At 71.3% G+C, this 20,392-nt stretch carries 20 protein-coding genes; 16 read left to right on the top strand and 4 right to left on the bottom strand.

All coding sequences use genetic code 11. From position 1 onward, the window contains the following. Positions 1-150: 150 nt before the first annotated feature. Positions 151-2,073, top strand: a complete 1,923-nt coding sequence (locus tag M3147_RS17085) for an FAD-binding monooxygenase (RefSeq protein WP_251204623.1) — start codon at positions 151-153, stop codon at positions 2,071-2,073. A 200-nt stretch (positions 2,074-2,273) separates the two neighbouring features. Here M3147_RS17085 and M3147_RS17080 read toward each other — a convergent pair whose 3' ends face one another. Then, positions 2,274-2,987, bottom strand: a complete 714-nt coding sequence (locus M3147_RS17080) for an IclR family transcriptional regulator (RefSeq protein ID WP_251204622.1) — start codon at positions 2,985-2,987, stop codon at positions 2,274-2,276. Positions 2,988-3,387: 400 nt separating this feature from the next. Between M3147_RS17080 and M3147_RS17075 the strand changes: the two genes are divergently transcribed. From M3147_RS17075 to M3147_RS17010, 14 genes are all read left to right on the top strand, one after another. Then, complete coding sequence (locus M3147_RS17075) at positions 3,388-4,983, top strand: Re/Si-specific NAD(P)(+) transhydrogenase subunit alpha (RefSeq protein WP_251204621.1); 1,596 nt, start codon at positions 3,388-3,390, stop codon at positions 4,981-4,983. Position 4,984: 1 nt separating this feature from the next. Then, positions 4,985-6,406, top strand: a complete 1,422-nt coding sequence (gene pntB / locus M3147_RS17070; RefSeq protein WP_251204640.1) for a Re/Si-specific NAD(P)(+) transhydrogenase subunit beta — start codon at positions 4,985-4,987, stop codon at positions 6,404-6,406. Positions 6,407-6,574: 168 nt separating this feature from the next. Beyond that, complete coding sequence (locus tag M3147_RS17065) at positions 6,575-6,865, top strand: hypothetical protein (protein WP_251204620.1); 291 nt, start codon at positions 6,575-6,577, stop codon at positions 6,863-6,865. Positions 6,866-6,951: 86 nt separating this feature from the next. Then, entirely contained in the window at positions 6,952-8,151 is a 1,200-nt protein-coding gene (locus M3147_RS17060) for a Fic family protein (protein ID WP_308201083.1), read from the top strand. A 126-nt stretch (positions 8,152-8,277) separates the two neighbouring features. Continuing rightward, on the top strand, positions 8,278-8,871 hold the full coding sequence (locus M3147_RS17055) for a hypothetical protein (protein ID WP_251204619.1): 594 nt from the start codon (positions 8,278-8,280) through the stop codon (positions 8,869-8,871). After that, positions 8,868-9,260: an amino acid transporter gene (locus tag M3147_RS17050; protein ID WP_251204618.1), complete on the top strand. Its 393-nt coding sequence runs from the start codon at positions 8,868-8,870 to the stop codon at positions 9,258-9,260. The genes M3147_RS17055 and M3147_RS17050 overlap by 4 nt, the downstream gene beginning before the upstream one ends. 199 nt (positions 9,261-9,459) lie before the next feature. Then, positions 9,460-10,362 carry an ABC transporter permease gene (locus tag M3147_RS17045; protein ID WP_251204617.1) on the top strand — a complete coding sequence of 301 codons (903 nt, stop codon included), beginning with the start codon at positions 9,460-9,462 and terminating at the stop codon, positions 10,360-10,362. Between the two features lie 2 nt (positions 10,363-10,364). Beyond that, positions 10,365-11,147, top strand: a complete 783-nt coding sequence (locus M3147_RS17040) for an ABC transporter permease (protein WP_251204616.1) — start codon at positions 10,365-10,367, stop codon at positions 11,145-11,147. Between the two features lie 122 nt (positions 11,148-11,269). Beyond that, positions 11,270-12,328, top strand: coding sequence for an ABC transporter substrate-binding protein (locus M3147_RS17035; protein WP_251204615.1), 1,059 nt, complete (start codon positions 11,270-11,272; stop codon positions 12,326-12,328). Positions 12,329-12,372: 44 nt separating this feature from the next. Beyond that, positions 12,373-13,506 (top strand): ABC transporter ATP-binding protein, encoded by a 1,134-nt coding sequence (locus tag M3147_RS17030; protein WP_251204614.1) that lies wholly within the window; start codon positions 12,373-12,375, stop codon positions 13,504-13,506. Positions 13,507-13,550: 44 nt separating this feature from the next. Then, complete coding sequence (locus tag M3147_RS17025; RefSeq protein WP_251204613.1) at positions 13,551-14,351, top strand: carbon-nitrogen hydrolase family protein; 801 nt, start codon at positions 13,551-13,553, stop codon at positions 14,349-14,351. Positions 14,352-14,385: 34 nt separating this feature from the next. After that, entirely contained in the window at positions 14,386-15,072 is a 687-nt protein-coding gene (locus M3147_RS17020; RefSeq protein ID WP_251204612.1) for an RraA family protein, read from the top strand. A gap of 87 nt (positions 15,073-15,159) precedes the next feature. Then, positions 15,160-15,900 (top strand): 3-keto-5-aminohexanoate cleavage protein, encoded by a 741-nt coding sequence (locus M3147_RS17015; RefSeq protein WP_251204611.1) that lies wholly within the window; start codon positions 15,160-15,162, stop codon positions 15,898-15,900. A 58-nt stretch (positions 15,901-15,958) separates the two neighbouring features. After that, positions 15,959-16,435, top strand: coding sequence for an Lrp/AsnC family transcriptional regulator (locus tag M3147_RS17010; protein ID WP_251204610.1), 477 nt, complete (start codon positions 15,959-15,961; stop codon positions 16,433-16,435). A gap of 28 nt (positions 16,436-16,463) precedes the next feature. Here M3147_RS17010 and M3147_RS17005 read toward each other — a convergent pair whose 3' ends face one another. The 3 genes from M3147_RS17005 to M3147_RS16995 form a co-directional block, all read right to left on the bottom strand. After that, entirely contained in the window at positions 16,464-16,970 is a 507-nt protein-coding gene (locus M3147_RS17005) for an Lrp/AsnC family transcriptional regulator (protein ID WP_251204609.1), read from the bottom strand. A 354-nt stretch (positions 16,971-17,324) separates the two neighbouring features. Then, a complete protein-coding gene (purB, locus tag M3147_RS17000; protein ID WP_251204608.1) occupies positions 17,325-18,704 on the bottom strand; it encodes an adenylosuccinate lyase in 1,380 nt (459 codons plus the stop codon). Next, positions 18,701-19,228, bottom strand: a complete 528-nt coding sequence (locus M3147_RS16995; RefSeq protein WP_251204607.1) for a low molecular weight protein-tyrosine-phosphatase — start codon at positions 19,226-19,228, stop codon at positions 18,701-18,703. The genes purB and M3147_RS16995 overlap by 4 nt, the downstream gene beginning before the upstream one ends. A gap of 128 nt (positions 19,229-19,356) precedes the next feature. On the opposite strand from M3147_RS16995, the gene M3147_RS16990 reads away from it, so the two are divergent. Further along, positions 19,357-20,241: an aminoglycoside phosphotransferase family protein gene (locus M3147_RS16990; protein WP_251204606.1), complete on the top strand. Its 885-nt coding sequence runs from the start codon at positions 19,357-19,359 to the stop codon at positions 20,239-20,241. Positions 20,242-20,392: the final 151 nt, after the last annotated feature.

Below are 20,392 nucleotides of genomic sequence, written 5' to 3'. Positions count from 1 at the left end.
GGTTGTCCCGCGCGAGCGGCGGGCGTATGATCACTGCGCGATAAACGAATGGCACGTTCGATTATCGAACGAGAGCGGATGGCGAGACGCGAGCCGCACTCGGGCGGGACGCCGCAGCGGCGCCCCATCACGACGAGGTGAGGAGCCCCCGTGCAGTTCCACCACAACGGATACGTCTCGGGCGACCCGCGCGTCCAGCCCGCCGCCGGCGTCGGCCTCGACCGGCCCGACGAGCTGCCCGACGAGATGGACGTGCTCATCGTGGGATCCGGCCCGGCCGGCATGCTGCTCTCCGCGCAGCTCTCCCAGTACCCCGGCGTCGTCGCCCGCATGATCGAGCGCCGCGACGGCCGACTCGTGCTCGGCCAGGCCGACGGCATCCAGCCGCGCAGCGTCGAGACCTTCCAGGCGTTCGGCTTCGCCGAGCGGATCATCGCCGAGGCCTACAACATCGGCTACATGAACTTCTGGGGCCCCGACCCCGAGCACCCCGGGCAGATCACCCGCACCACCCGCACCGAGGACTACGGCTACAAGATCAGCGAGTTCCCGCACCTCATCGTGAACCAGGCGCGTGTGCTCGACTACTTCGCCGAGGCCGCCGCGAATGGCCCCGGTCGCATGAAGCCCGACTACGGCATCGAGTTCCTCGGCCTGACCGTGCACCCGGAGGGCTCGCCCGAGGCCGGCGACTATCCGGTCGAGGTGCGGGTGCGCTACACGGCCGGCGAGCGTGCCGGGGAGGAGCGCACCGTGCGCGCGAAGTACGTCGCCGGCTGCGACGGCGCCCGCAGCGGCGTGCGCGAAGCGATCGGCCGCAAGCACCTCGGCGGCATCTCGGCGCACGCGTGGGGCGTCATGGACGTCGTCGTGAACACCGACTTCCCCGACTGGCGCACGAAGTGCGCGATCAACTCGGCCGCGGGCAACATCCTGCACATCCCCCGCGAGGGCGGCTACCTCTGCCGCATGTACATCGACCTCGGTGAGGTCTCGGCCGACGACAACCACGAGGTGCGCAAGACGCCCATCGAGACGATCATCGCCAAGGCGAACGACATCCTGCAGCCGTACTCGATCGACGTGCGCGAGGTCGCCTGGTTCAGCGTCTACGAAGTCGGCCACCGGGTCACCGACCACTTCGACGACCGCGGGGAGGGGGCGGATGCCTCGCCGCGCGTGTTCCTCACCGGCGACGCCTGCCACACGCACAGCGCGAAGGCGGGCCAGGGCATGAACGTCTCGATGCAGGACGGCTTCAATCTCGGCTGGAAGCTCGGCTCCGTCGTCGCCGGACTCGCCCCGGCCGAGCTGCTCGCCACCTACTCGGCCGAGCGCCAGCCCGTCGCCCAGCAGCTCATCGACTTCGACCGCGAGTGGTCGTCGCTCATGGCGCGCAAGCCGGAGGAGATCTCCGACCCGCAGGAGCTCGCGAACTACTACCTCGGCACGGCCGAGTTCCCCTCGGGCTTCATGACCGAGTACGCCCCGTCGGCGATCGTCGGCGAGGCGACCCACCAGGGGCTCGCGACCGGGTTCCCGATCGGCAAGCGCTTCAAGTCGTCCGAGGTGTCGATGGTCTGCGACGGCAACGTCGTGCACCTCGGCCACCACGCGAAGGCCGACGGCCGCTGGCGCGTCTACGCCTTCGCGGACGCGCCCGCCGCCGGCGAGGCATCCGCGCTCGCGTCGTGGGCCGAATGGCTGTCGGGCTCGGCCGAGTCGCCGCTGGCCCGGTTCACGCCCGAGGGCGCGGACGTCGACGCCGTGTTCGACGTCAAGGTGATCTACCAGCAGCCGCACGAGGGCGTCGACATCATGGCGGTGCCGAAGGCGTTCCGCCCGAAGACCGGCCCGCTCGGCCTGATAGACTGGGAGAAGGTCTTCGCCGCCGCCCCGAGCGCCTGGTGCAAGACGGACATCTTCGAGGAGCGCGGCATCTCACGCGACGGCGCGGTCGTCGTCGTGCGCCCCGACCAGTACGTCGCGCACGTGCTGCCGCTCAGCGCGACCTCAGAGCTCGCGGCATTCTTCGAGGGGGCGCTGCGCCCCCAGCGGTCGATGGTCCCCTGAGCTTGTCGAAGGGGTTGGTTCCCTGAGCCTGTCGAAGGGGTTGGTCCCCTGAGCTTGTCGAAGGGGTTGGTTCCCTGAGCTTGTCGAAGGGAGTCCGGAATGAGTTCCCTTCGACAAGCTCAGGGAACCAGGACGGGTGCCCTTCGACAAGCTCAGGGAACCAGGACGGGTGCCCTTCGACGAGCTCAGGGAACCAGGCGCTACGCCCCGGAGGCGCGCTGCAGCCGGGCGACCGCCTCCTGCAGCCGCTCGGCGAGTTCGGCCTCCGGCCGAGGGAACGAGACGTGGATGACCGCGATCGACGCCGGCGGCTGGCCGGGCAGGCTGAGCGGAACGGCGACCGAGCGCAGCGAGGGCACGACCTCGTCGTGGCTCACCGTGTAGCCGCGCAGGCGGCTCTCGACGACCTCCGAACGCAGCGCCTCCGGCACATCCGCGGGCCAGCTGCGCTCGGGCAGGCCGAGCAGGATCGCCTTCCCGGGTCCGCCGCGAGTGATCGGATGCCGGTGCCCCGGCCGGTACGACACCGCCGCCGTGCGCCGCGGCGACGCGCTGACGAGCGTGACGGCCTCGTCGCCGTCGAGCAGCACGGCGAGCAGGCACGTCATGCCGAGATCCTCGGCCACCTCGGCGAGTTCGGGCAGCGCGAGCTGCTGCAAGTCGCGCTGCACCCCGGCGGCGAGGGCAGCGAGGCCGGCGCCGAGCAGCAGCCTGCCGGCCGCGTCGCGGGTGACGAGTCCGTGATCCTCGAGGGTGCGCAGCAAGCGGTACGCGACCGAGCGGTGCACGCCGAGGGCGGCGGCGACCTCGTCGATGGTCAGCGGGCGCTCGGCGTCCGCCAGCACCTCGAGCACCCGGATGCCTCGGCTCAGCGTCTGCGACCCGGCGGCGCTCGCCGGGGCATCCTTGGCCACCTGGACCGCCTCTCCCGGCGGCGTCTGCCGCGCGTTCTCGTCCGATACTAGAACGCCGTGACCGGAGTGCGGACGATGCGCCGCGTCCTCACCGTGCACCCAGCCGCGCGAAGTTCCGCCCGGGGAAAGAACCGGGAATCCTTCATCTTCGGCGCGCGGAAAATCGCGGCATCCTCAGCTCGGGAGGCCATACGCTGGCCGCAGTCACCACAATGACCCTCCAGCTTCCGCACTGTGAAATGTAACTTTCACACTGAGGAAGAAGCGTCCTCTAGAGTGGTGCCAGCTCTGCTGCAGTGCCGCCGCCCCGTCCGATCGGTCGGGACCGCGACGAGCGCTGCAGCCCGCAGTCCGACCGCGCACGGACGCGTCGACGAAGACGAAGGCAGAGGAGAACCGCATGACCCGAATCGGGGTCGTCACCGAGCAGCCGCCGGAGACGAGGGTCGCCGCGACACCGGCGACCGTGAAGCAGTTGATCGCACTGGGCTACGAGGTGGCCGTCGAAGCGGGGGCCGGCGAGGCATCCGCGTTCCTCGACGAGGCCTACCGCGACGCCGGGGCCACGATCGTCGGGGGCGCCGAGGCGCTGGCGAGCGAGATCGTGCTCAAGGTGAACGCGCCCACGGAGGCCGAGGTCGCCGCGCTGCGCCCGGGCACCACGGTCATCGGCCTGCTCGCCCCGGCCTTCAGCGCGGAGCTGCTCGAGCGGCTCGCCGCCGCGGGCGTCACGGCGATCGCCATGGACGCGGTGCCCCGCATCTCCCGGGCGCAGTCGATGGACGTGCTCAGCTCGATGGCGAACATCGCCGGCTACCGTGCCGTCGTCGAGGCGGCGCACGAGTTCGGCCGCTTCTTCACCGGGCAGGTCACCGCCGCCGGCAAGGTGCCCCCGGCGAAGGTGCTCGTCGCCGGGGCCGGCGTCGCCGGGCTCGCGGCGATCGGCGCGGCATCCAGCCTCGGCGCCATCGTGCGCGCCACCGATCCGCGGCCCGAGGTCGCCGACCAGGTGAAGTCCATCGGCGGCGAGTACCTGAAGGTCGAGGTCGAGGTCGAGCAGTCCACCGACGGCTACGCCAAGGCGACGAGCGAGGCGTACGACCGCCGCGCCGCCGAGATCTACTCCGAGCAGGCCGCCGACGTCGACATCGTGATCACGACGGCGCTCATCCCGGGCCGCCCCGCGCCGAAGCTCATCACCGCGGCCGACGTCGCGAGCATGCGCTCCGGCAGCGTCATCGTCGACATGGCCGCCGGGATGGGCGGCAACGTCGAGGGCTCGGTCGCCGGCGAGCGGATCGTCACGCCGAACGGCGTCGTCATCCTCGGCTACACCGACCTCGCCTCGCGTCTGCCCACCCAGGCCTCGCAGCTCTACGGCACGAACATCGTGAACCTGATGAAGCTGCTGACGCCGGGCAAGGACGGCGAGCTCGTGCTCGACTTCGACGACATCGTGCAGCGCGCCGTCACCGTCGCCCGCGGCGGCGAGGTCACCTGGCCGCCGCCGCCCGTGCAGGTCTCGGCCGCGCCCGCCGCCGCCGCGCCCGCGCAGGCGCCCGCCGAGCCCGCCGCCCCGAAGGCCCCGATGTCGGCTGCGAAGAAGGCGCTGCTCGTCGCCGCCGGCATCGCCGCGCTCTTCCTCGTGAACGCTGTCGCACCGCCGCCGCTCCCCCAGCACTTCACGGTGCTCATGCTCGCGGTCGTCGTCGGCTTCTACGTCATCGGCAAGGTGGCGCACGCGCTGCACACCCCGCTCATGAGCGTGACGAACGCCATCTCGGGCATCATCATCGTCGGCGCCATGGTGCAGATCACGAGCGACGTGCTCGTCGTGCAGATCCTCGCCGCCGTCGCGGTGCTGCTCGCGAGCATCAACGTCTTCGGCGGCTTTGCGGTGACCCGACGCATGCTCGCCATGTTCGCGAAGGGCTCACCCGCCAGCGCCGCCGGCGCGAGCGGGCGCGGCCGCACCGACGGAAAGGCCGGTGCCTGACATGCCCGAGCTCACGACCCTCACCGTCGCCGGCTCCGTGGCCGGCGCCGCCTACCTCGTCGCCGCGCTGCTGTTCATCCTCAGCCTCGCGGGCCTCAGCAAGCATGAAACCGCCAGGGCCGGTGTCGGCTACGGCATCGCCGGCATGGTCATCGCGCTCGTCGCGACCGTGTGGGCGACGCTCGCCGGCGCCTGGGGCACGGCCTCCGTCACGACGGGACTCATCCTGCTCGTCGTCGCCGTGCTCGTCGGCGGCGCGATCGGCCTCTGGCGGGCCCGCGTCGTCGCGATGACCGGCATGCCGGAGCTCATCGCCCTGCTGCACAGCTTCGTCGGCCTTGCCGCCGTGCTGGTCGGCTGGAACGGCGCGCTCGAGGAGTCCGCGATGTCGGGCGCCCTGCTCGACATCCACCACGCCGAGGTCTTCATCGGCGTCTTCATCGGCGCCGTCACCTTCACCGGCTCGATCGTCGCGTTCCTGAAGCTCTCGGCGCGGATGAAGTCGGCCCCGCTCATGCTGCCGGGCAAGAACGCGCTGAACCTCGGCGCGCTCGTCGCCTTCGTCGGCCTCACCGTCTGGTACGTCATCACGCCCGAGCTGTGGCTGCTCGTCGTCGTGACGGTGCTGGCGCTGCTGCTCGGCTGGCACCTCGTCGCCTCGATCGGCGGCGGCGACATGCCCGTCGTCATCTCGATGCTGAACAGCTACTCGGGCTGGGCGGCGGCCGCGGCGGGCTTCCTGCTGAACAACGACCTGCTCATCATCACCGGTGCGCTCGTCGGCTCCTCGGGCGCCTACCTCTCGTACATCATGTGCAAGGCGATGAACCGTTCGTTCATCTCGGTCATCGCGGGCGGCTTCGGCATCGCGGCGCCGACCTCGAGCGGCGAGGTCGAGGGCGAGGTGCGCGAGCTCGACGCGGAGGCGGCGGCCGCGCTGCTGCGGGATGCCTCGAGCGTCGTCATCACCCCCGGCTACGGCATGGCGGTGGCGCAGGCGCAGTACCCGGTGGCGGAGCTCACCAGCCGGCTCCGCGAGCGCGGGGTGCGGGTGCGCTTCGGCATCCACCCGGTCGCCGGCCGCCTGCCCGGGCACATGAACGTGCTGCTCGCGGAGGCGAAGGTGCCGTACGACATCGTCGAGGAGATGGACGAGATCAACGACGACCTCGCCGCGACCGATGTCGTGCTCGTGATCGGCGCGAACGACACCGTGAACCCGGCGGCCGCGCAGGATCCGGGCAGCCCCATCGCGGGGATGCCGGTGCTGCGCGTGTGGGAGGCGGGCAACGTGGTCGTCTTCAAGCGCTCGATGTCGGCGGGCTACGCGGGCGTCGCCAACCCGCTGTTCACCCGGGAGAACGCGCAGATGCTGTTCGGCGACGCCAAGCAGCGCGTCGAGGACATCCTCCGGGCGCTGTAGCCGCGCGCCGTGCGATGCCCCGGGCCGGACGGCCCGGGGCATCGTCGCGACCGGGCGCCTCACTCCGGTAACGAAACCGAGTGTGGTGGAAACACCCGAGGAAACGCCACCGGACCGAGGGGCTGCTCGTCACCTGCTCAGCCCGAACGGCTCGACAAGGAGAACCTCATGGCAGAAGCGCGTCCGGAACAGTCGCCCGCTCGGCTCGCCGGCCGACTCACGCTCGCGGTGCTCGGCGGCACCGTCGTCGCGTTCTTCCTCGCCGTCGTTCTCTCTCCGCTGTGGATGCTGCTCGTACTGGCGCTCGCGCTCGCCAACATCGGCGGGCAGATCTTCGCCATCAGCACCAGGGGTCCACGCGGCTACCGGTTCGCGCTGATCCTCATCAATCTCGTGCTGTTCTCGATCGCCCTGATCTGGCTCCTCACCGAGTCGCTCGGGAACGCGTCACCGAGCTGACCCGGCATACCCTTCACTGACGTCTCGCCTTAGTGAAGGTTATGCCGCTAAACTTCACTACACCGAGCGTGTAGTGAAGGATGCAGATGACTCAGCTGACACGGCCGACCGCGGTGAGCTACGAGGAACGCCCGTGGACGCCGAAGGTCCCGTTGGACGTGCTCCCCGCGAGTGTCCGCGCGACCATCACCCGCCCGTACGAGGCCGCGGTCACGCCGAGGATCGCGGATCTCGACGTCGTGCTCTCCGAGGAGCTCGCCGAGACGGTCCAGAACGCACAGCAGCAGCTCGTCCGCTTCGACGCCGAGGTCGGTGCCATCACTGCGCCGTTCGCGTCGATCCTGCTGCGCAGCGAGTCGGCGTCGAGCTCCCAGATCGAGAACCTCACCTCCAGCGCACGGGCGATCGCCGAGGCTGAGCTCGGGGAACGAGTCGATGGCAACGCGCCGCTGATCGTCAGCAACGTCCGGGCGATGGAAGCGGCCGTCGAAGCCGCCCACGGCCTCGACCACGAGACGATCATCGCGATGCACCGAGAGCTGCTGAAGGAGTCGGATCCGGGAATCGTCGGCCGGTACCGCGCCGACCAGGTCTGGATCGGCGGTGGCGACCTGACGCACTACTCGCCGCACGGCGCAGACTTCGTGCCGCCGCACCACGAGCGGGTGGAGGCCGCGCTGGACGACCTGATCGAGTTCGCGCAGCGGCCATCGGCCGTCCCGCTCGCGAGCATCGCCGTCGCGCACGCGCAGTTCGAGACGATCCACCCGTTCCCAGACGGCAACGGGCGCACGGGCCGCGCCCTGGTGCAATCCGCCCTGCGGCGGTCGGGACTGACGAGGTCGGTGACCGCTCCGATCTCGGCTGGCGTCCTCCAGCAGCGAGACCGGTACTTCGCGGCGCTCGACCGCTATCGCGAGGGCGACCTCGAGCCGATCGTCGGCGTGTTCGCGGACGGCGCGGTGCTCGCGGTCGTCAACGGCCGGCAGCTCGTCGCCGACATCCAAGCCACGAGGGAGTCGTGGGAAGCGAAGCTGCGGGGGGTCCGTTCGGACGCGGTCGCCCGCAGGATCGCCGACCTCGCGCTCGAGCATCCGGTCCTGAACTCGCGTCTCATGCAGGACCGCTTGCCGCGGTCGGGTCGTGCGATCTTCTCCGCGATCGGGACGCTCGTCGACCGAGGCATCCTCACCCAGGCGAACTCGCGTCAGCGCAACCGGATCTGGGTCGCGCGCGACCTCATCGCGAACCTCGACGCGTTCGCGGAGCGGAGCCGGCGCAGCTGACCCGATCCCGCGGGCCGCGCATCTCCGCGGGGCGCCGCGTTCGCCGAATCCCCAGTTCGACGGCGCGTAGGATAGACGGGTACCCCGGCAGTGACGGGGCACCCATCGACAGCGAAAGAGGTCGCCGTGACCGCCGCATCCGCGCGCGCCCAGGACTGGGCGGTGCCCGTCGTCCGCGGTGCGCTCGCTCTCGCCGCCACCGCGGCCATCACCTTCTCGCAGGATCATTCCCCCGCCATGGGCCTGCTCGTCTTCGGCATTTGGGCCGTCGTGGTCGGGGTCGTCGTCGGCGCCCTGAGCCTGCGCTTCGTCGCCGACCGCACCACCCGGGCCGTCACCCTCGTCTCGGCGATCGTCACCGCCGTCGCCGGCCTGCTCGCGCTGACCGTGCCCGGCAGCCTGCCGTTCTTCCTCTCCCTCGTGAGCGCCTGGGCGGCGATCACCGGATTCCTCGAGCTCTACCTGGGCCTGCGCGGACGCGGGCGGGATGCCGGTGGGCGCGACCGGCTCGCGGCGGGCATCTTCACCGCGGCGCTCGCGGTGCTGTTCGTGCTGCTGCCGCCCGACTCGGTGACCGCTGTCGGATTCTTCGGCGCGTACCTCGCGATCCTCGGCGTGTACCTCGTGATCGGCGGCCTGTCGCAGAAGTGGGCGGGCGCCCCCGGCCGTGGCGAGACCCCGGCGGCCGCCACCGCCACCCCCGGAACGGAGCAGTCGTGACCCACCAGAACCCGGGCCAGTCCCCCCGCGAGCCGTACCAGCCGAGCCGTCGCGACCTGCTCCGCCCGGCCGAGTACGTCGGCGGCGCGGCGATCGCCGCGATCTTCGTCGGCGTCGTCGTGCTCGTCGTCACGCGCGACTGGGTGCTCACCCTGATCGGCACCGGCGGGGTCTTCATCGTCGTGCTGATGGTGCTCGCGCTGCTGCAGATGGCGTTGAAGCCCGATGCCTTCGAGCAGGCCGAGCTCGCCGAGTCCACCGGCCACGGTGCCGGCCCGGCCGCGCCCGCCACCCCCGCTCCCGCTGCGGGCGACGCGGGGGTCGGCGGCGACGCCCCCGCCGACGGCTCGGCGCCCGGCGACGACGAGCCCACGGGCCCCTCGCGCTAGACGACCCGCGTCCGATCGGGCCGGCCCCCGCGCTGCGGTGGCCGGCCCGTTCGCGTCGGTGGCTCGGGCCGCCCGTCGCGGAGTCCGTCAGGATTGCCGCCGACTTCCACGGATTCCGCGCCGCCGAGCGGAGCGCGGGGACAGCTCGGCGGCTCATGATGGTGAACACCCCCTCACCGGCGAGCTGCGAAGGAGCAACGTGACCGCGACTACACGGGCGATCCATCTGGGTCGTCAGGAGAAGCCGAAGCGCGGCTCGCTTCTGCTGCTCATCCCCGGGATCGCCTCGGTGGTGCTCCTCGGCGTTCTGCCGCTGTTCATCGTGGCGCGCAACAGCTTCGCCGTCGCCGACGACTACGGCGGCATCACCGACGGCCTCACGCTCGAGAACTACACGAAGCTGCTCGACCCGGTCTACTCGAAGACGCTGCTCTTCTCGCTCGGCCTGGGTCTGCTGAACACCGTCGTCTGCCTCGTCATCGGCTACCTGACCTCGTACTACATCGTGTCGAGGCCGACGAACCGCCAGGGGTTCCTGCTGCTGCTCGTCATCATCCCGTTCTGGACCGACTTCCTCGTGCGCACCTTCGCGTGGATCACGATCCTCGGGTCCGGCGGTCCGATCGCGGGAATCCTCGGCATCTTCGGCATCGCGGGATTCTCCGTGATCCCGAGCAATCTCGCGGTCATCCTGGGGCTGCTCTACTCCTTCCTGCCCACCGCGATCTTCCCCATCTACGCCTCGATGCGCTCGATCGACCCCTCGTTGAAGGAGGCCGCGACCGACCTCGGCGCCAGTTGGTGGGGTGTGCACCGCCGGGTCATCCTGCCCCTCTCGAGCCCGGGCATCCTCGGCGCCGCGCTGCTGACCTTCATCCCCACGATGGGCGTCTTCGTCATCCCCGTCCTGCTCGGCGGCGGCAAGGATCCGCTCGTCGGCAACCTCATCGTCACGCTCTACACCGAGTTCCGGAACCAGCCCATGGGCGCCGCCGTCTCCATGGTGCTGCTCGTGCTGATGCTCGCCTCGATGGCGCTCGTGGGGCTCGCGCTGAAGCGCTCCTCGACGAAGCGCTCCTCGACGAAGAAGACGGAGGCCTGAGCATGGACCGGATCGTGAACGGCATCGCCCGCGGCGTCTTCGTCTTCCTCTATATCCCGATCGTCGCCGTGATCGTCTACTCCTTCAACGCCGCCGGCACGAACACCCGCTTCGACGGGCTCACTCTGCAGTGGTACGTCGAGCTGTTCCAGGATGCCTCGCTCATGCAGACCCTGCGCACGAGCGCCCTGGTGGCGGTCATCACCGCGACGGTCGCGACGATCATCGGCATCATGTTCGCCCTCGGGCTCGCGAGGTACCGCGGTCGCGGTCGCGGCGCGCTGCTGGCGCTCATCGCCCTCCCGCTCATCGTGCCCGAGATCGTGCTCGGCGTCGCGCTGCTCAGCGTCTTCAGCACGACGAAGGTGCCGCTCGGCATCCTGACCCTCGTGCTCGGCCACCTCATCGTCTCGCTGCCGCTCGCCACGCTCGTGCTGATGAGCTCCGCCGCGATGCTCGACCCGAGCCTGCCCGAGGCGGCCACCGACCTCGGCTGCTCCCCGTGGCAGACCTTCACCCGGGTCTACTTCCCGCTCCTGCGGCCCGCCGTGGTCGCGGCCTGGCTGCTGAGCTTCACGACCTCGTTCAGCAACATCGTGATGTCGACGTTCTTGAGCGGCGTGGGCTCGACCACCCTTCCGCTGAAGATCTACTCCAGCTTGAAGACCGGCCTCACCCCGAGCATCAACGCCCTCGGCGCGCTGCTCATCCTGCTCACCCTCGTCATCGTGCTCCTCGTCGGCGTCAGCCAGATGCGGCGCATCCTCGTCGAGTCCCGCGGCTGACCGGCGTCCGCCGGGCACGAACCGAACACCGACCAGCACCACCGCAGCACCCACCACCGCAGCACGCACCACCAGCACCACGCAGTCCCGCAGCACCATCCCCCATCGAAAGGACCCACGTCATGAAGAAGCTGATCGTCGCCAGCGTCGGCGTCGTCGCCGCCCTGGCGCTCTCCTCCTGCAGCGGAACCGGCGGCGACGCCGGCCCCTCCACCGAGCTCAATGTCTACGCCTGGGCCGACGAGATCCCCCAGACCGTGTTCGACGCCTTCACGGAGGAGACGGGCATCGCCGTCAACGTCGACAACTTCGACAGCAACGAGACGATGATCTCGAAGCTCGCCGCCGGCAACTCCGGCTACGACATCGTCGAGCCGAGCCAGTACGCCGTGCAGCAGCTCGTCGGCCAGGAGCTCCTCGAGCCGCTCGACAAGTCGAAGATCGAGGGCATCGACAACCTCGCGCCGAAGTTCGCCGACCCGAGCTACGACCCCGGCCTGGAGTACTCCGTGCCGTGGGTCTGGGGCACGACCGGCCTGCTCTACAACGCCGCCTGCACCGGCGGCGAGGAGATCACGAGCTGGACCTCCCTCTTCGACCCGAAGTGGAAGGGCAAGATCAACATGCTCGACAACATGCTCGCCGCGTACATCGCCGGCCTGCAGGTGAACGGCTACGGCGCCGACAGCACCGACGAGGCCGAGATCGCGAAGGCGACCGAGTCCCTCATCGAGCAGAAGCCGCTGCTCTCCGGCTACAACTCGACGAACTACGGCGAGCTCGTCGCGAGCGGCGACGTCTGCATCTCCGAGGCGTGGGGCGGCACCAGCACCGCGAAGATCGTCGAGCAGAACCCGGACGTGCACTACGTGCTCCCCGAGGAGGGCGGCAGCCTCTGGGTCGACGGCCTCTCGATCGCGAAGGGCGCCCCGCACCAGGACGCGGCCTACGAGTTCATCAACTTCCTCCTCCGTCCCGAGATCGCCGCGATGGCGACGAACGACGGCGGCCTCGCGAGCGCGAACGCCGCGGCGCAGGAGCACGTCACCGACCAGGGCCTGCTCAGCAACGCGGCGGTCTACGCCTCGGATGAGCAAGTCGCGAACGCGGACTTCATCGTCGACCCGGGCAAGGCCATGCGCTTCTACCAGGACGGCTGGACCCGCGTGAAGGCCTCCTGACCCGGGCCCGACTCCCTGTCCGCCACGAACAGCAGATCGAGATCATGACGACGCAGACCACCTCAGCCGCGGCCGACACCACCGCGCCGACGACGGCCCCCGCCGTCGAGATCCAGGGGCTCTCGAAGGAGTTCGCCGGGCACCTCGCGGTGCACCCGCTCGACCTCGAGATCCGGGAGAACGAGTTCTTCTCCATCCTCGGACCGTCCGGATGCGGCAAGACGACCCTGATGCGGATGATCACCGGCTTCGAGACGCCGAGCTCGGGCCGCGTGCGGCTCGGCGGCGTCGACGTCACCGACGTGCCGACGCGGAACCGTGATCTCAACATGCTGTTCCAGAGCTACGCGCTGTTCCCCCACCTCACCGTGTTCGAGAACGTCGCGTTCGAGCTCCGGGTGCGGCGGGTCGCCAAAGCAGAGGCGAACCGCCGCACCAGGGAGGCGCTCGAGCTCGTGAAGCTCGGTCACCTCGGCGACCGCAAGCCCGACCAGCTCTCCGGCGGGCAGCGTCAGCGCGTCGCCCTCGCCCGGGCCGTGGTGTCGGGACCGAAGGTCGTGCTCCTCGACGAGCCGCTCGGCGCGCTCGACCAGCAGCTCCGCAAGGAGATGCAGTACGAGCTGAAGCGCATGCAGCGCGAGGTCGGCATCACCTTCATCTACGTGACGCACGACCAGGAGGAGGCGCTCACGATGTCCGACCGCATCGCGGTCATGTCGGAGGGCGTCGTGCAGCAGGTCGCCGGGCCGGAGGACATCTACAACCGGCCTGAGACCCGCTTCGTCGCCGGCTTCATCGGCAGCTGCAACCTGCTCGACGTCCAGGCGCCCGACGGCGCCGAGGGCGAGGAGGTCGCGGTCGAGGTGCCCGGTGTCGGCACCGTGCGCGGCGTGCTCGGCGAGACCGTGCCGACCCCGCGGGCGGGCACGCTGCTGCTCCGCCCGGAGCGCATCGAGGTGCGGCCCGCCGGCGAGGGCGCGAGCCCCGGCGTCGTCGGCGTCGCGGAGACGCTCACCTTCCTCGGCGAGGAGTGGCACCTGCACCTCCGCGTCGGGGAGCACCTGCTGCGGGCATCCGTCTCCAGCCTCGTCAAGGAGCGCGACCTGCCCGGCCTCGCCGCCGGCGACCGCCTCCAGCTCTCCTGGCGGCCGCAGGACGCCCGCATCGTCGTGCGCTGACGCAGCGCCCACCCACCGACCCGTCACACGAGAGGAGCCGCGCGATGCGAGTCGCCGTCGCCCAGACCTCCCCCGGCATCGACGCCGAGGAGAACTTCGCCACCATCCGCCGCTTCACGGCCGAGGCCGCCGAGCGCGGCGCCCGCCTCGTCGTCTTCCCCGAGGAGGCGATGCTGCTCGCCGAGGACGAGCTCAAGCCCCGCTTCGACGAGATCCTCCCGGCCGTCTGGCCCCGCTTCGAGGCGCTCGTCGCCGAGCTCGCCCGCGAGCACCGCATCGCCGTCATCGCGGCCGGTTACGAGCCGAACCCCGGCGGCCGGCCCTTTAACACGATGATCGCGGTGGATGCCTCGGGCGCCGAGATCGCGAGGTACCACAAGCTGCACACCTACGACGCCTTCGCCTACCAGGAGTCGGCGTATGTCACCCGGGGCGCCGAGCTGCCGCCCATCATCGAGATCGACGGCGTGCGCATCGGCCTCGCCAACTGCTACGACGTGCGCTTCCCCGAGCTGTTCCGCAGCCTCGCCGACCGCGGCGTCGACGCCATCGCGCTCTCCGCGGCGTGGGTGTCCGGCAAGGGCAAGGAGGAGCACTGGTCGGTGCTCACCCAGGCCCGTGCCATCGAAAACGTCAGCTGGCTGCTCGCCTCGGCGACCGTCGGCCCGGACTCCGCGGGCCTCAGCCGGGTCATCGACCCCCTCGGCGTCGTCGTCGCCGGGCTGAACGCCCACGACGAGGGTCTCGTCATCGCCGAGCTCGACCTCGAACGCTCCGAGCGGGCCCGAGCCATGCTCCCCGCGCTCGACAACCGCCGCATCGAGCTCACCTACACCCTCGCCTGAGCCCCCTCGCCTGACCCACCCCAGAAAGAGGATCATGTTCTTCCACACCGGCACCGCGCCCGAGCCGCTCGCTCCGGCCCTCCGCGAGAAGCTCGAACGGCTGAGCTTCCCCACGCTCGGCCACTACCTCGAAGAGGGCTTCGCCGACCCGGAGATCCGCCGCATCGTCGCCGCGGGCGGCCGGGTCATCGGCACCGCCTTCACCGTGCGCACCACCGCGAGCGACTCGACGGCCCTGCACCACGCCGCCGGGCTCATCGGCGCCGGCCAGGTGCTCGTGCTCGACACGGGCGGCGACCGGCGGCACGCGCCGCTCGGCGAGGTCGTCGCGGCGCAGCTCGTCGCCCGTGGCGCAGCCGGCGCGGTCGTCGACGGCGTCGTCACCGACGTCGACGAGATCGCCGAGCTCGGGCTCACCGTGCACGCCCGTGGCACGAGCATGCTCACCACCAAGCTGCACGGCATCGACGCGGGCGGCGTGAACGTTCCGGTGAGCTGCGGCGGCGCCGTCGTGCACCCCGGTGACGTCGTGCTCGCCGATGCGAACGGCGTGCTCGTGGTGCCGGTCGCGGTGCTCGAACGCCTCGTCGACCTCGCGCTCGAGGACGACGCCGAGGAGCCCGACCTCATCGCCGACCTCCGCCGGGGCGAGCCGCTCGGCTCACTGACCGGCGCGAGCGACACCGTCGCCGACCTCTTGGCCCGCACCACGCCCCAGTAGCGCGGCGGGTCCGCCCTCGCGGTCGACGGTCTTCGGCGCCGTCGGCCGTGCTTCGCCCTGCCGAGAAACACCTAGGAAAGGCATCCCATGCTGCTCAAAGCCGCCATCAACGGCGGCCGCCCGGTCACCGAGCACCCGGCGGTCCCCCGCACGACCGAGGAGATCGTCGCCGCCAGCGTCGCCGCGATCGCGGCGGGCGCCGACGTCGTGCACGCTCACGTCATCGACGATGACGGCGAGCAGACGATCCGCCCCGAGGCGATCGGCGCGTGGGTGCGCGCGATGCGCGCCGCCGACCCCGGTGTGGTGATCGGGACGACGACGGGACTCTGGACCGTCGCCTCGCACGAGGAGCGGATGGCCCACGTCGCCGCCTGGCCGGCCGACGCCCTGCCCGACTTCGCGTCGGTCGCCTTCTGCGAGGAGGGCGCCGCCGAGGCAGCCGAGCTCGTGCTCGAGCGCGGCATGGTGCTCGAGTCGGCGGTGTGGTCGATGGACGACGTGCCCGCCCTGCTCGCCTCGCCGACCCTGCACCGGAACGTGCGAGTGCTGATCGAGCCGGAGACGGAGGATGCCGAGGCCGCCGTGGCCCAGTGCCGCGAGATCGCGGCGGTGCTGCGGGAGGCCGGCGTCACGGCGCCGATCCTCTACCACGGCTACGACGAGACCGTGTGGCCCGTGGTCGAGGCCGCGATCGCCGACGGCTGCGAGACGCGGATCGGCTTCGAGGACGGCGTGCTGCTCGCCGACGGCACGACGCCCGCCGACAACGCCGAACTCGTGCGCGCGGTGCGGTCGCTCGAGCGCGCGGCCCTCGCCCGGGTCTGAGCGGGGACGGCCGGCCTCCCGCCCCGCGATACCCTCGTGGGAGGGAGGCCGGTGCCGCATGATCGACGACCTCGACCGCAGACTGATCGAGCTGCTCGCCCGCGACGGGCGACGCACGTTCGCGGCGCTCGCCGACGACCTCGGCGTCTCGCAGTCGACCGTGCGCACGCGCCTCGCGAAGCTCGAGGAGGACGACGTCATCATGATCGTCGCCCTGTGCAACGCGCTGCTGCTCGGCCACCAGGTGGTGCGCCTGCTGCTGCGGGTGCGCAACCTCACGCCGCTCGCCGTGGCCGACGGACTCGTCGGCATCAGCCAGATCAACCACGTCGCCCTCGTCGCCGGCTCGCACGACCTCTACCTCGAGGCGACCTGCCGCGACCAGCCCCAGCTCATCGACCTGCTCGACGAGATCCGTCGGCACCCGGGCGTCGCCGCCATCCAGCCGATCATCGTCACCTCGCTCGCGAAGGACTACAGCTGGGGCGGCCTGCGCGGCACGGCCGGGCAGAGCATCAGCGACCCCGACCGCTGAGCGCCGCGGCGAGCGCCGTCGCGTTCGCTCAGTCGCCGAGCTGCGCGAGCGGCGAGGGCTCGCGGAAGCCCTGCCAGAGGTAGGTGTCCTTGCGCACCTCCAGCACCGTGAGCGTCTCGAGGTCGGAGATGCCGCGGATGCGGCGGATGTCATGCAGCACGATCTGGCCGAGCGTGGCGGCGTCGGGCGCGAACACGTCGAGGATGATGTCGTAGTACCCGAGCGTGCACGCCACGTACTTGATCTGCGGGTGGTCGGCGAGCTGCTCGGCGACCCGCGCGACGGGCACCTCGGCGACACGGATGCCGACGTGCGCGGCGATGCCGCCGATCTTCGTCTCGTCGTACATGCCGGCCACGTAGATCACGCCGAGCGAGACCAGCCGGTTGTAGCGCTGGCGGATGGTCGGCTCTGAGAAGCCGATCCGGCGGCCGATCTCGGCGAAGGAACGGCGTCCGTCGACCCGGAGCTGATCGATGATCTCCCGGTCGACGTCGTCGAGGATGGGGTCCCTCGGATGACGCGCGGCTTCCACGGAGTCAGCGTAGTCCCTCCCCGGTGCCCCGCCCCGCGCGCGCCACTTCGGTGTCGTTGCGCCACTTGTGCTGGCGCGTGGACGTGTAAGTGGCGCGGATGCGGGTGTCAGGTGCGTTTGGCGGCCCGGGTCGGAGGCGTGCGCGCCACTTCGGTGTCGGGCGGTGGCTGGTGCTGTGGGATCGCGCAGAGGTGGCGCGGATGCGGGTGTCAGGTGCGTTTGGCGGGCCGGGTCGGAGGCGTGCGCGCCATTTCGGCCTCGTTGCGCCACTTGTGCTGGCGCGTGGACGTGTAAGTGGCGCGCACGGGGCCGCCCGGGGCCCGAGGGCCGCCCGCGCCCGGCTCCGCCCGCGCCCTACAGGCGGTCGACCAGCTCGTCGGCGAGGCCCGTGTACGAGGCCGGGGTCAGTGCCAGCAGGCGCTGCTTCGCGGCATCCCCGATCTCGAGGCCCTCGACGAAGGCTGCGAGCTCGACCGCACCGACCCGCTTGCCGCGGGTGAGCTCCTTCAGCAGCGCGTACGGGTCGCTGATCGTCGAGCGCCCGGCCACGACCTCGCCGCGGATGACGGTCTGGATCGCCTCGCCGAGCACCTCCCAGTTGCCGTCGAGGTCGGCGAGCAGCAGCTCCCGGTCGAGGTCGATCTCGGTGAGGCCGCGCTGGATGTTGTCGAGGGCGAGCAGCGAATGTCCGAAGCCGACGCCGATGTTGCGCTGCGCGCTCGAGTCGGTGAGGTCGCGCTGCAGCCGCGAGGTGACGAGCGTCGCCGCGAGCGAATCGAGCACGGCGCTCGAGAGCTCGAGGTTCGCCTCGGCGTTCTCGAAGCGGATCGGGTTGACCTTGTGCGGCATCGTCGAGGAGCCGGTCGCGCCGGCCGCCGGGATCTGCCGGAAGTAGCCGAGCGAGATGTACGTCCAGATGTCGGTCGCGAGGTTGTGCAGCACCCGGTTCGCGTGCGAGACCTTGCCGTAGAGCTCGGCCTGCCAGTCGTGCGACTCGATCTGCGTGGTCAGCGGGTTCCAGTCGAGCCCGAGCGAGGTGACGAACTCGCGAGACACCTCGGGCCACGAGGCATCCGGCAGCGCCACGACGTGCGCGGAGAAGGTGCCCGTCGCGCCAGAGAACTTGCCCAGGTACTCGGTCGCCTCGATCTGCTTCGCGATGCGCTCGAGCCGGTGCGCGAAGATCGCGAGCTCCTTGCCCATCGTCGAGGGGGTGGCCGGCTGGCCGTGCGTGCGGGACAGCATCGAGGCGTCGCGGTGCTCGCGCGCGAGCTCGGCGATCGCCGCGACGACCGCGCGGTACTTCGGCAGCCAGACCTGCTGCACCGCGTCGCGCACGGTGATCGCGTAGGAGAGGTTGTTGATGTCCTCGCTCGTGCAGGCGAAGTGGGTGAGCTCGGCGATCGCGTCGAGGCCGAGGTCGGAGAGGCGGCGGCGCACGTAGTACTCGACGGCCTTGACGTCGTGACGGGTGGTCGCCTCGAGCGAGCCGAGCTCGTCGATGTCGGGCTGCCCGAAGTCGGCGACGACCTGGCGCAGCGCCTGCTTCTGGTGCTCGCTGAGCGGCGAGGTGCCGAAGAAGCCTCGGTCGGTCTGGGCGATCAGCCACTCGATCTCGACGTGGACGCGGGCACGGTTCAGGCCCGCCTCCGACAGGTGCTCGCCGAGGTCGCCGACGGCGGCGCGGTAGCGTCCGTCGAGGGGGCTGAGCGGCTGGGGAGGCAGCGAAGTCATCGGATTCCTTGTCTGAGAGCCGGCGCGAGTTGCCGGAAGAGCGCGGTGGTCGACCGCTCTATCATCTCAAGCACGCGATCGAACATCGCATCGTCGGAGTAGTAGGGGTCGGGGACGTCGACGAGTCCGGTCGGCTCCGGCTCGAACTCGAGCAGCAGTCGTACCTTGTCGAGCTCGCCGTCGTGGTGCGCCCAGTTGCGCAGGATCCGCGCCTGCCCGCGGTCGAAGGCGACGACGAGGTCGAGTTCGCGGAACCACTCGGGTTCGAACTGGCGCGCCCGGTGCGTCGAGCCGTCGTAGCCGGCGCGCTCGAGGGCGGCGATCGTGCGGTGATCGGCCCGCTCGCCCACGTGCCAGTCGCCCGTGCCGGCGGAGTCGACGCGCAGCGCCCGCTCGAGGCCGGCGTGCGCGGCGAGGTCGCGCAGCACCACCTCCGCCATCGGCGACCGGCAGATGTTGCCGGTGCACACGAACGAGACCCGGAAGGGCTGCGCGGGCAGGCCGACGGGCTCCGCTCGCGTCATGGTCCCATTCTGCTGGAATCGGCGCGCAGGGAACAGGGGGCGTTCGCGCCCGCGCTCGCCGGGAGGCGCGACGCTACGCTGGGTCGGCACCGCCGGCGCACCGACCGGCCGGGAGACCCGGGGGAACGATGGACGCACCCGTCGCCGACGTCGAGATCGACGAGGCCCTCGCCTCGCGGCTCGTGGCCGAGCAGCACCCGGACCTGGCGGCGCCCGTACGGCTCCTGGCGAACGGCTGGGACAACGCGATGCTGCGGCTCGGCGATCGGCACCTGATCCGGATGCCTCGGCGGCTCCTCGCCGCCCGCCTCGTCGAGCACGAGCTGCGCTGGCTGCCCGAGCTCGCCCGGTACTCCCCCGTGCCGCTGCCGGTCCCGGTGCGGGCCGGTGCGCCGGGGAGCGGCTACCCGTTCGTCTGGAGAATCGGCCCCTGGTTCGAGGGCGTCGCCGCCGTCGAGCTGGCGCCGTCGGCGCGCCGTGCGGCCGCGCCGGGGCTGGCGGCGTTCGTCGGCTCGCTGCAGCGCCCGGCGCCCGGGGATGCCCCGGAGAACCCGTACCGCGGCGTCCCGCTCGCCGCGCGGGACGCCGTCGTCGGGCCCCGCCTCGCCTCCGGGGTGCTGGACGCGGTGGCCGACCGCGCGGCGCTCGAGCGCGTCTGGCGGGCTGCCCTCGCCGCCCCGCCGTGGCCGGGGCCCCCGGTGTGGCTCCACGGCGACCTGCATCCGGGGAACCTGCTGCTGGAGGGCGCCGGCGATCCGCTCGCCGCGGTGCTCGACTTCGGCGACGTGACCTCGGGCGATCCGGCGACCGACCTCGCGGCCGCGTGGCTCTGCTTCGACGCGGACGGGCGGGAGCGGTTCCGCGCGGGACTGCCGGCCTTCACCGACGCGGACTGGGCCCGGGCGCGCGGCTGGGCGATCGCGGTCGGCTCGGCGATCGTCGAGACGGTGGGGGCGGCCGGAGCGATGGGCCGCGCGGGCGCGCTCGCGCTCGCCGCGGTCGTCACGGACTGAGGGACCCCGCCGCCCTCCTCCACAGGATCGCGGTGGCCGCCGCTCTCCACCGATCGCGGACCGCGCGGTGGGCGGATGCCTCGGCCCCGGCACGCTCGAAGGGTGTTGTCATCCGCTCCGCTCCTCGGTTCGTCTCTCCCCTCGCTTCCCG

Source organism: Agromyces mediolanus (assembly GCF_023715325.1).
GTDB classification, from domain to species: Bacteria; Actinomycetota; Actinomycetes; order Actinomycetales; family Microbacteriaceae; genus Agromyces; species Agromyces mediolanus_A.
This window is presented reverse-complemented; position numbering and strand designations above follow the sequence as displayed.

Bases quoted from the DNA above. Each gene is read 5' to 3' on its own strand.
- M3147_RS17075 (WP_251204621.1), top strand. From the start codon at position 3,388: ATGACCCGAATCGGGGTCGTCACCGAGCAGCCGCCGGAGACGAGGGTC.
- pntB (WP_251204640.1), top strand. From the start codon at position 4,985: ATGCCCGAGCTCACGACCCTCACCGTCGCCGGCTCCGTGGCCGGCGCC.
- M3147_RS17065 (WP_251204620.1), top strand. From the start codon at position 6,575: ATGGCAGAAGCGCGTCCGGAACAGTCGCCCGCTCGGCTCGCCGGCCGA.
- M3147_RS17060 (WP_308201083.1), top strand. From the start codon at position 6,952: ATGACTCAGCTGACACGGCCGACCGCGGTGAGCTACGAGGAACGCCCG.
- M3147_RS17040 (WP_251204616.1), top strand. From the start codon at position 10,365: ATGGACCGGATCGTGAACGGCATCGCCCGCGGCGTCTTCGTCTTCCTC.
- M3147_RS17035 (WP_251204615.1), top strand. From the start codon at position 11,270: ATGAAGAAGCTGATCGTCGCCAGCGTCGGCGTCGTCGCCGCCCTGGCG.
- M3147_RS17030 (WP_251204614.1), top strand. From the start codon at position 12,373: ATGACGACGCAGACCACCTCAGCCGCGGCCGACACCACCGCGCCGACG.
- M3147_RS17025 (WP_251204613.1), top strand. From the start codon at position 13,551: ATGCGAGTCGCCGTCGCCCAGACCTCCCCCGGCATCGACGCCGAGGAG.
- M3147_RS17020 (WP_251204612.1), top strand. From the start codon at position 14,386: ATGTTCTTCCACACCGGCACCGCGCCCGAGCCGCTCGCTCCGGCCCTC.
- M3147_RS17015 (WP_251204611.1), top strand. From the start codon at position 15,160: ATGCTGCTCAAAGCCGCCATCAACGGCGGCCGCCCGGTCACCGAGCAC.
- M3147_RS17010 (WP_251204610.1), top strand. From the start codon at position 15,959: ATGATCGACGACCTCGACCGCAGACTGATCGAGCTGCTCGCCCGCGAC.
- purB (WP_251204608.1), bottom strand. From the start codon at position 18,704: ATGACTTCGCTGCCTCCCCAGCCGCTCAGCCCCCTCGACGGACGCTAC.
- M3147_RS16995 (WP_251204607.1), bottom strand. From the start codon at position 19,228: ATGACGCGAGCGGAGCCCGTCGGCCTGCCCGCGCAGCCCTTCCGGGTC.
- M3147_RS16990 (WP_251204606.1), top strand. From the start codon at position 19,357: ATGGACGCACCCGTCGCCGACGTCGAGATCGACGAGGCCCTCGCCTCG.